We start from the raw sequence: 10,888 nt of genomic DNA, 5'->3' as shown, positions 1-10,888 counted from the left end.
CGGTAGAAGGCCGCTGCCGAGAAGCGGTCGCCGAAGTCCAGGTAGTGGGTGCCGCCGCCCAGGATGGTATAGAAGAGCCGGTTCTTGAAGCGCACGCCGACGTTCAGCTTGGTGCGGTTTCCGCCGAATAGCATCAGCTGCACCCTCGTGTGCGGGTTGGCATTGACCAGTCCCAGCTGCAGCCCGTCGAAGCCGTCCTTGTAATAGTTCACCAGGCCTATCTGCAAGCCCTTGCCCCGGCCGGTCAGGTTGACGGGGGAGAGCTGGAGGCCGCGGAACGTGCCGCCCGCCACGTTGCCCAGTCCGGAGAGCTGGACGCCGCTCACGTCCTCGCCCGCAATGCCGGCCAGTCCGGAGAGCTGGAGGCCCGTCAGGCTGCCGCCCACGACGGAGAGCAGTCCCGAGACGGTGGCTCCCTTCAGGCTGCCGCCCGCAATGTTGCCCAGCCCGGCCAGTTGGACGCCGGCCAGCCCGTCGCCCGCTATGTTCACCAGTCCGCCGAGTGTCAGTCCGCGGGAGTCATTGCCTACGATGTTCGCCAGTCCGGCAAAGAGTACGCCCTGTGCATGGTTGCCCGTGATGCCGGTCAGTCCGGCCAGCGAGAGGCCGGTGGTGTGGTCTCCGTTGACGTTGGCGATGCCTGCCAGCTGGACGCCCTTCATGCCTCCGGCGGCCACGTTGTAGATGCCGCCTATCTGGATGCCCGCTGCTTCGCTGCGTACGCTGCTCCCCAGCAGGTTGATGCCCGCTCCGTTCAGGCGGTTCAGGGTGGAGACGATGCCCAGGTTGAGCCAGGTGGAACCTGTAGTGTCGGCGGGCTGGGTGGAGACGCCTTTCCAGAGGGAGAGGTTCAGGCGTGCGGGTTGCCTGTCGGTGGCGGGTGTCTGGCAAAAAAGACTCCCTGCCAGCAGCAGGGAGCTCAGGGTGAGGATAACTGTACGTTTCTTCATTCCTTCTTATCCTTTGGCTTCCTGGTAGAGGAAGCGTTTGATGGACTTCTTGGGTGTTTTCTCGAACTCTTCGGGGTAGATTTTCATCTTGGCAATCTGGCAGTACGTCGGCAGTTCGGCGTTCAGTGCCACGCGGTTCTCCTCCATCACCCGTTCCAGGTCTACGGTCTTGAGCCCGTGGGCAAAGGCGTCGTCAAAGTCCGGATAGACCAGTCCGACGAGTTTCTCGTTCTGCTGCACGATGATGCTTTCTGCCACGTAGGGCATGTTGTTCAGCTTGTCCTCAATCTCTTCGGGATAGATGTTCTGTCCGCTGGGGCCGAGGAGCATGTTCTTGCTGCGTCCCTTGATGGTGACGTTGCCTTCGGCGTCCATCAAGGCAAGGTCGCCCGTGTGCAGCCATCCTTCGGCGTCGAGAGCCTGGCGGGTGGCTTCTTCGTTCTTGTAGTAGCCCAGCATGACGTTGGCGCCGCGGCAGAGGATTTCGCCCGGTATGTTGGCGGGGTCGGGTGAGTCAATCTTCACTTCCATGCGCGGGGCTGCTTTTCCGCACGAGCCGGGCTTGAAGCGGCGCCAGTCTTCGTAGCAGATGATGGGGCCGCACTCCGTCATGCCGTAGCCCACGGTGTAGGGGAACTCAATCATGCGCAGGAACTGCTCCACGTCGTGGTTGAAGGCGGCGCCTCCGATGATGATTTCCGAGAAGTTGCCTCCGAAGGCGTTGACCACCTGTTCGCGTACGGTCGACTTGATTTTGTCGTTGATGATGGGCACCTTCAGCAGGAGCTTCATGGTGGGAGTCTCCAGCTTGGGGAGTACGTTCTTCTTGATGATTTTCTCGATGATGAGGGGCACGGCAATCACCAGGTGGGGCTTGATTTCGGCAAAAGCCTGGAAGATGATTTTGGGGCTGGGCATGCGGGTGAGGAAGAATACGTGGCATCCCACGGCTATTTCGTAGAGGAATTCGAAGGCCAGTCCGTACATGTGGGCCATGGGCAGCATGGACACCAGCTTGTCGCCGGGCTGCAGCGGCAGTACCTCGAAGGCGAACGCCGTGTTGGACCAGAGTGAGCGGTAGGGCAGCATGACGCCCTTGGAGTAGCTGGTGGTGCCCGAGGTGTAGTTGATGACGGCCAGCTCTTCGGGCTGGTCTTTGTGGTATTCCACGTGCTCTTTCCGGAAGTTCTTGGGGAATTTCTTTCCGAACATTTCGTTGAGGTGCTCGCGGGCGTAGGTCACCTGTTCGTTGCGGGACACCAGCAGGCTGAAGTCATTCATCATGAAGATGCCTTCCAGCAGGGGCATGGCGGCCTCGTTGAGGTTCTCCCAGACCATATCGCCCACGAAAAGCAGTTTGGCCTCTGAGTGGTTGACGATGTGGTGGACGTTGTCCGCCTTGAACTCGTGGAGGATGGGGACGACTACGGCACCGTAGGTCAGGGTGGCGAGGAAGGTCACTCCCCAGTGGGAACTGTTGCGTCCGCAGACGGCTATCTTGTCTCCCTTCCTGATACCGCTGGCTTCAAAGATGATGTGTAGCTTCTCTATCTTGCGGGCTACGTCTTTATATTGAAGGGTCGCTCCCTTGTAGTCGGTCAGAGCGTCCAGGTCCCAGTTCTTCTTGATGCTGCTTTCGATATAAGCGATAAAGCTTTGTTCCATATATTGCACATTTGGTTGAAATTTGTGCAAATATAAGGCTTTATCCACAGAAAGCAAACATTTGGGGAAGAAAATGGAGGATGGGACGGCTGGAAGGCACGAGAAACGGAAATATCGGCCGGAAGCGGGCAGAAAAAGGAAGAAGGAGTGCTTGAATGTGAAAAATAACCTGTACCTTTGTCCCTCTATGTGAATACTAACCCTCTCACTGTTTAACACTTATGAAAAAAACATTATTGACCTTCCTTTTGGCCGGCTTCCTGGCTGCAAATGCGCAGACTGTCCAGCTGAAAGGATTTGACCATGCTGAAACAGCCGCCCCGACGGGGAAAGAATGGGAATCGCCCGAACAGTTGGCCCTGAACAAGGAGCAGCCCCATGCCTGGTTCTTCACCTTTGCCGACGTGGAGAGCGCCCGGCGCGTCCTGCCCGAGCACAGCGCCTACTGGCTGTCGCTCGACGGGAGCTGGAAGTTCCATTGGGTGGGCAATCCCGAGCAGCGCCCCGTTGACTTCTACCGGACCGAATACGACGTTTCCGGGTGGGACGACGTCACCGTGCCCATGCAGTGGAACGTGGCCGGCATCCAAAAGGATGGCAGCCTGAAGTATGGAACCCCCATTTATGCCAACCAACCCGTCATCTTCCAGCATCAGGTGGCCGTAGGCGACTGGAAGGGTGGGGTGATGCGTACGCCTCCCCAGGACTGGGTGACCTATAAGGACCGCAACGAAGTGGGCTCCTACCGCCGCACCTTCACCGTGCCCGCCGGGTGGGAGGGACGCGAGGTCTACATCAACTTCGACGGTGTCTCCTCCTTCTTCTATCTGTGGATTAACGGCCGCTACGTGGGCTTCTCGAAGAACTCGCGCAACACGGCTTCGTTCAACATCACGCCTTACCTGAACGAGACGGGCGACAACGTGGTGGCCGTCGAGGTCTACCGCAATTCGGACGGCTCCTTCCTCGAGGCGCAGGACATGTTCCGCCTGCCGGGCATCTTCCGCTCGGTTTCGCTGACCTCTACGGCACAGGTACAGGTACGTGACCTCCGTGTGTTCACCGACCTGGACGCCAACTATGAGAACGGCACTCTCCGCATCGAGGCCGACCTCCGCAATCTGGGCGGAAAGAAAGTCAAGGGGTACACGCTGACCTATTCGCTCTACGCCAACAAGCTCTACTCCGACGAGAACGAGCCGGTGGAAGGCATGGAGGGCACGTATGCGCTGGCCGAGATGAAGCCGGGCGACGAGGCTTCCTCGCAGACGGTGATGGCCGTTCACAGTCCCCGCAAGTGGTCGGCCGAGGCGCCCTACCGCTACGTGCTGGTGGGTCAGCTGAAGGACAAGAAGGGCCGTGTCGTGGAGACCGTCTCCACCGCCCTGGGCTTCTGCAAGGTCGAAATCAAGGACACGCCCGCCAGTGAAGACGAGTTCGGACTGGCCGGACGCTACTATTATATCAATGGCAAGACGGTGAAGCTGAAGGGCGTCAACCGTCAGGAGATAGATCCCGCCGTGGGCAACGCCATCACCGTCAAGCAGATGGAGGAGGAAATCATGCTGATGAAGCGCGGCAACATCAACCACGTGCGCAACTCGCACTACTCCTGCTCCCCGCACTGGTACTACCTCTGCGACAAGTACGGCATCTATCTGGAGGACGAGGCCAACATCGAGAGCCACGAGTACTACTACGGCGACGCCTCCCTGTCCCACGTGCCCGAGTTCGAGGCTGCCCACGTGGCCCGCGTCATGGAGCTGGCCCACGCCCATGTGAACCATCCCTCCGTGGTCATCTGGTCGCTGGGCAACGAGGCCGGGCCGGGCAAGAACTTCGTCTCCGCTTACGAGGCCCTGCACGCCTTCGACCCCTCGCGCCCCGTGCAGTACGAGCGCAACAACGACATCGTGGACATGGGCTCCAACCAGTATCCCTCCATCGGCTGGATGCGGGGCGCCGTGACCGGCAAGTATGACATCAAATATCCCTTCCACGTGTCGGAATACGCCCATTCGATGGGCAACGCCGTGGGCAACCTCATCGACTACTGGGAGGCCATCGAGTCCACCAACTTCTTCTGCGGCGCCGCCATCTGGGACTGGGTGGACCAGGCGCTCTACAACTACGACCCCCGGACGGGCGACCGCTACTGGGCCTACGGAGGCAACTTCGGCGACAAGCCCAACAGCGGCATGTTCTGCATGAACGGCATCCTGCTGCCCGACCATTCGCCCAAGCCCCAGTTCTACGAGGTGAAGAAGGTCTATCAGAATGTAGGCGTCAAGGCGCTGGACATGACGAAGGGTGAGATTGAGGTGTTCAACAAACGCTACTTCGAGCCCCTGACCGATGTCTACATGGTCTGGTCGCTCTGGAAAGACGGGCAGAAGGTGGAGGAAAGCACCGCCTTCAAGGGCCCGCGCAGCATCCTCGGCCCGCGTGAGAGGGTGACCTGTGCGCTGCCTTACGATTACAGCAAGCTGGAGCCGCAGAGCGAGTACTTCGTGAAGGTGCAGTTCCTCCTGGCTCAGGACATGCCCTGGGCCAAGAAGGGCTTCGTGCAGATGGAAGAGCAGCTGCCCGTGAAGGCTGCCGGCGAGAAACCCGCTCTGACTGCCGTGACGGCCTCGATGGACAAGCCCGCGGTGGATGAAGGCAAGGACTTCACGACGGTGTCCGGCAACGGCTTCGTGGCTACGTTCGACAACCGCGAGGGTACCCTGTACAGCCTGGAATACGGCGGCCGCAAGGTCATCCTCGACGGCAAGGGCCCGAAGCTGGATGCCCTCCGCGCGCCGACGGACAACGACAACTGGGCGCGCGGCCAGTGGTTCGAGAAAGGCCTGCACAACCTGAAGCACAAGGTGCTGGGCTGCCAATGGATAAACCGCAAGAAGAAGGGTGACCCGACGGTACAGCTGATGTACACCGTCGAGTCGCAGGCGCCCAATGCCGCCGTGCTCGAAGGGGGCAATTCGGGATACAACCGCGTGAGGGAACTGGCCGACCGCCCCTTCGGCCCCGACGACTTCAAGTTCGTCACCAACCAGATATGGACCGTTTACCCCGACGGTTCGATAGAACTCCAGTCAAGCATCACCTCGAACGAACCTTCGCTGGTGCTGGCACGCCTGGGCTATGCGATGCAGCTCCCGTCCGAACTCCAGCAATACACGTGGTACGGCCGCGGCCCGTGGAACAACTACAACGACCGCCGCACGGGCTCGTTCATCGAGCAGCATCAGAGCCGGGTGGAGGAGCATGGGCAACCGCGAGGAGGTGCGCTGGTGCGCGCTGACCGATGCGGACGGCAACGGTGTGGAGTTCGTGGCTGGCAGCGGCGTCATGTCAGCCTCCGCGCTGCCCTGGTCGGCCCTGGAGATGACGCTGGCTCCCCATCCCTACCAGCTGCCCAAGTCCACGGGTACCCATCTGCATCTCGACCTGGCCGTGACGGGTTTGGGCGGTAACAGCTGCGGACAGGGCGGGCCGCTGGAGCCCGACCGCGTGAAGGCCGGCGAACACAGCATGAACTTCATCATCCGCCCCGTGCGGCAGGCCCGCTACACGGAGACGGCCTGCGTCAGCGCTTCCGGCGAGATGCCCCTCTCCATCTCCCGCTCGCGCGACGGCATGGTGACCATCCGCTCCGAGAAGGCCGGCGCCGAGCTCCTCTACACCCTGAACGACGGCAGGAAGAAACTTCCTTATACAGGCCCCTTCAGCCTGCGCCAAGGCGGCAAGGTGACGGCCTGCTACAAGGACAACCCCGCCGTCGTCACGTCCATCACGTTCGAGAAGATTGAGAGCATCCCGATGGAGGTCATCTACGCCTCCAGCGAGGAGGTGGGCGAGGGCAACGCCTCCCACCTGGTGGACGGCAACCCGTCGACCATCTGGCACACGATGTACTCCGTGACCGTCGCCAAATATCCGCACTGGGTGGACTTTGACGCCGGCGAGGCCAAGACCATCAAGGGCTTTGTCTACACGCCCCGTCAGGACGGCGGCAACAACGGCAACATCAAGGACTACTCGCTGCAGGTGAGCATGGACGGCAAGGAGTGGGGCGAGCCCGTGGCCAAAGGCACCTTTGCCGCCGGAGCCAAGGCGCAGCGCGTCATGCTGGACAAGCCCGTGAAGGCCCGCTACATCCGCTTCACCGGACTGAGCTCGCAGAACGGTGCCGACTTTGCCGGCGGTGCCGAGTTCACCGTCATTGCCGACTGACCCTGGCCGCCGCCCGCGTGCGGCAGGCATTCCCGCCCGGACGATGAATGATACGTCCTGATATGCGGCACGACCCCGCCCACACCCGTGGACGGGGTCGTGTGTGTTAAACTCACCATCGGCATCCGTGGTTCGTCCCTACAGGTGGATGGATTCTATCACACGGTGCGATTCATGAATGTCTCTACAAGTATCCCGTTTCCGCCAAACCCTCCTTTCGCTTTCCGCCAAACCCTCCCTTGCGACCTTGACAAAGCCTCGTTTCATATCTTATATCTCGAGTGAAATATATTACTATCTCGGACGAGATAATAAAGTATTTCGCCCGAAATAGTAAATTATCTCGAGCGAAATACGAGGTGTGAAACGAGGCTTTGTCAAGGTCGCAAGGGAGGGGTTGCCGGGGTGCGAAGGCCACCCGTGTCAGTCTGCGGAGACAGCCTTTGTTCAGTTGGCGGCAGTTGCTGCGTGGGGATGCTGGTGGAAGGCTGCCTTGTTGAGCTTGTGCAGCTTCTTGAACTCAAACGACACCATGACGCGGAAGCAGCCCGTCACCAGCAGCGCGAATGCCAGCATGTAGACCGTGTAGAGGGCGCCGGCAGCCGGTTGCCACAGGATGATGAGCGAGCAGACGACGGCCAGGATGCCGAAGGCGATGTACCATCCCCAGTTGCGGGAGCCGTACTTCTGCAGGTCCATGGCGTAGCCTATGGAGGAGAAGCCGCGGAACATCAGCCAGAAGGCGACGATGAACGGAATGACCTCCATGCTCAGCAGGGGATAGGCAATCAGGTAGAGGCCGAAGATGACGTCGATGATGCCGCCGGCCAGATACCAGCCCCAGCTGGAGACCGCCTTGCGGTTGCTGACGGCGAAGGTGATTTCCATCAGTCCGCTGAACAGCATGGCGATGCTGAACAGGATGCTGATGATGACATAGCCGCTCACGGGCGAGAGCATCAGGCCCAGGGCCACGAGGATGTAGAGGACGCCCAGGACGAGCGAGAGCCACCAGTTCTTTACTTCATGTTGCAGTTCGTTGAAAATTGTTCTCATGTGAATTGAATTATTAAAGGGTTTGTAAAATTGGATGGAGGAATAACACTTCTGTTTCCAAAATGTTCTGGCTCCTCCGTTTCCCTTTCCGTTCACATGAGTGGGACTGCTTCAGAATTTTGCCGGGACGGCGCCACCCAGAAAGGCTGCCACTATGCCCAACGCTACGCTTAGCAGGATGTAGGTAAGAAAGAGGCCGTAGAGGCCCTGCTTGAGCAGGATGAGGCCGTCGTTGCTGAAGGTGGAGAAGGTGGTGAAGCCTCCGCAGAGGCCGGTGGTGAGCAGCAGGCGGATGTCGGCGGGCAGGTTGAACCGTGCCGAGAGGGCGTAGAACATGCCTATGAGGAAGCTGCCGGCGATGTTGACGGCAAACGTGGCCCAGGGGAAGGAGTAGGGGACGATGCGCTCGTGCAGCATCATCTGCACGGCATACCTCAGTACGCTGCCCGTTCCTCCCCCCAGAAAGATGCAAATCAGTTCTTTGGTCATAACTTCTGTATAAGTGTCAATGAAAGCGGCTGCAAAGGTAGCAAGTTTTTCGTTTATGCAAACGTTTGCCTTGCTTTCAGTTGCATTTTCGGCCGATAGGTCTCGGCAGGTTTCTTTTCCTTTCTATATTTGCGGTGCGATTGTTCCTTTGTGGATTTTATTTTTAACTATATAACATGAGAAACATGAAAACTATCTGCTCTAAAATGGTCTGTTTCCTGCTTGCGCTGCTGGCAAGCGGGGCTGTGTTGGCGGAAGGAATCACTTCTCCCGACGGACAACTCCAACTGAACTTTTCGGTGAATGCCCAGGGCGAGCCGGTCTACGAACTCCTTTATAAGGGAAAGACGGTCATCAAACCCTCCAGGCTGGGCCTGGAACTGAAGGACGACCCGGGTCTGATGAACGGTTTCACCCTGGCCGGCACGCAGACTTCCACCTTCGACGAGACGTGGCAGCCGGTGTGGGGCGAGGAGAAGGAAATCCGCAACCACTACAACGAAATGGCCGTCACCCTGAACCAGCAGGCGCAGGACCGCCACATCATCATCCGCTTCCGCCTGTTCGACGACGGGCTGGGCTTCCGCTACGAGTTCCCCTTGCAGAAGAACCTGAACTACTTCGTCATCAAGGAAGAGCATACGCAGTTTGCCATGGCGGGCGACCATACGGCCTTCTGGATTCCCGGTGACTACGACACGCAGGAGTATGACTACACCGAATCGAAGCTGACGGAGATACGCGGCCTGATGGAAGGCGCCATCACGCCCAACTCCTCGCAGACCCCCTTCTCGCCCACGGGCGTGCAGACGGCCTTGCAGATGAAGACCGCCGACGGACTCTACATCAACCTGCACGAGGCCGCGCTGGTGGACTACGCCTGCATGCACCTCAACCTGGACGACAAGAACCTGGTGTTCGAGTCCTGGCTGACCCCCGACGCCAAAGGCAACAAGGGCTATATGCAGGCGCCTTGCAAGTCGCCGTGGCGCACGGTCATCGTGAGCGACGACGCCCGCGACATCCTGGCCTCGCGCATCACGCTGAACCTGAACGAGCCTTGCGCCTACGAGGACGTGTCGTGGATTAAGCCCGTGAAGTACGTGGGCGTATGGTGGGAGATGATTGCCGGCAAGAGCACATGGGCCTATACGGACGACCTGCCTTCCGTGAAGCTGGGCGAGACGGACTACTCGACCCTGAAGCCCAACGGCCGCCACGGTGCCAACAACGAGAATGTGAAGAAATACATCGACTTCGCCGCCGAGCACGGATTCGACCAGGTGCTGGTTGAAGGCTGGAACGAAGGCTGGGAAGACTGGTTCGGCAAGTCCAAGGACTATGTGTTCGACTTCGTGACCCCTTACCCCGACTTCGACGTGAAGATGCTCAATGCCTACGCCAAGAGCAAGGGCGTGAAGCTGATGATGCACCACGAGACTTCGGCCTCCGTGCGCAACTACGAGCGCCATCTGGACAAGGCTTACCAGTTCATGGTGGACAACGGCTACAATGCCGTGAAGAGCGGCTACGTGGGCGACATTATCCCTCGCGGCGAATACCACTACGGACAATGGATGAACAACCACTACCTGCATGCTGTACAGAAGGCTGCCGAGTATAAGATTTGTGTCAATGCCCATGAAGCGGTGCGTCCCACCGGCCTCTGCCGCACGTACCCCAACCTGATTGGCAACGAGTCGGCCCGCGGCACCGAGTACGAGGCCTTTGGCGGAAGCAAGCCTTTCCACACCACCCTGCTGCCCTTCAACCGTCTCATTGGCGGCCCGATGGACTATACGCCGGGCATTTTCGACATCAAGCTGGATTTCATGGGCGACCTGCCCCATGGACAGGTGCAGACCACCCTGTGCAAGCAGATGGCTCTCTATGTAACTCTCTACAGCCCGCTTCAGATGGCTGCCGACGTGGTGGACAATTACGAGAAGCACATGGACGCCTTCCAGTTCATCAAGGATGTGGCCGTGGATTGGGATGAAAGCAAGTACATCGAGGCTGAGCCTGGCGATTACATTACCATTGCCCGCAAGGCCAAAGGAACAAACAATTGGTTTGTGGGTGGCATCACCGACGAGAATGCCCGCACCGCCACCTTTGCGCTCGACTTCCTGGAGCCCGGCAAGAAATACGTGGCTACTCTTTATGCCGACGGAAAGGACGCCGACTACAAGGACAATCCTACGTCGTATCAGATAAAGAAGGGCATCGTGACTGCCAAGACCAGAATGTCTGTGAAAGAAGCCCGCAGCGGTGGTTTTGCCTTGAGCCTGATGGAGGCTACGCCCGAGAACTCAAAGGGTGTGAAGAAATGGAGATAAAATGATATATTATAATAGGTAATAGGTTTCAGTAAAGGTAAAAAGATTTGGACAGCTTCCGGCCCATTATCCGGTCGGAGCAGAACAAGAAGAGGAGATGGGCTTGCGGGCCGCATCTCCTCTTTGCTTGTATGGGCTTTACGTGGGAAACCG

At 59.0% G+C, this 10,888-nt stretch carries 5 protein-coding genes and 1 pseudogene; 2 read left to right on the top strand and 4 right to left on the bottom strand.

Annotated elements, in window-relative coordinates:
• On the bottom strand, positions 1 to 950 hold a 950-nt coding region (locus Q1Y74_RS09625; RefSeq protein ID WP_300814060.1), incomplete at its 3' end, for a hypothetical protein.
• A gap of 6 nt (positions 951 to 956) precedes the next feature.
• Positions 957 to 2,615, bottom strand: coding sequence for a long-chain fatty acid--CoA ligase (locus tag Q1Y74_RS09620; RefSeq protein ID WP_300814059.1), 1,659 nt, complete (start codon positions 2,613 to 2,615; stop codon positions 957 to 959).
• Between the two features lie 221 nt (positions 2,616 to 2,836).
• Between Q1Y74_RS09620 and Q1Y74_RS09615 the strand changes: the two are divergent.
• Positions 2,837 to 6,851 (top strand): annotated as a pseudogene (locus Q1Y74_RS09615) (glycoside hydrolase family 2 TIM barrel-domain containing protein).
• Between the two features lie 447 nt (positions 6,852 to 7,298).
• Here the strand turns inward: Q1Y74_RS09615 and Q1Y74_RS09610 are convergent.
• Together Q1Y74_RS09610 and crcB are read right to left on the bottom strand one after the other, a co-directional pair.
• Positions 7,299 to 7,907: a DUF308 domain-containing protein gene (locus Q1Y74_RS09610; protein ID WP_300814058.1), complete on the bottom strand. Its 609-nt coding sequence runs from the start codon at positions 7,905 to 7,907 to the stop codon at positions 7,299 to 7,301.
• Between the two features lie 111 nt (positions 7,908 to 8,018).
• Positions 8,019 to 8,396 carry a fluoride efflux transporter CrcB gene (gene crcB, locus Q1Y74_RS09605; RefSeq protein WP_300814057.1) on the bottom strand — a complete coding sequence of 126 codons (378 nt, stop codon included), beginning with the start codon at positions 8,394 to 8,396 and terminating at the stop codon, positions 8,019 to 8,021.
• Positions 8,397 to 8,572: 176 nt separating this feature from the next.
• Here crcB and Q1Y74_RS09600 point away from each other — a divergent pair, with 176 nt between their 5' ends.
• Positions 8,573 to 10,735: a glycoside hydrolase family 97 protein gene (locus Q1Y74_RS09600; RefSeq protein ID WP_300814056.1), complete on the top strand. Its 2,163-nt coding sequence runs from the start codon at positions 8,573 to 8,575 to the stop codon at positions 10,733 to 10,735.
• Positions 10,736 to 10,888: the final 153 nt, after the last annotated feature.

This window comes from uncultured Bacteroides sp. (assembly GCF_949298305.1).
GTDB lineage: Bacteria > Bacteroidota > Bacteroidia > Bacteroidales > Bacteroidaceae > Bacteroides.
Note: the sequence above shows the minus strand (reverse complement) of the source record. Positions and strands in the feature narration are given on the sequence as shown.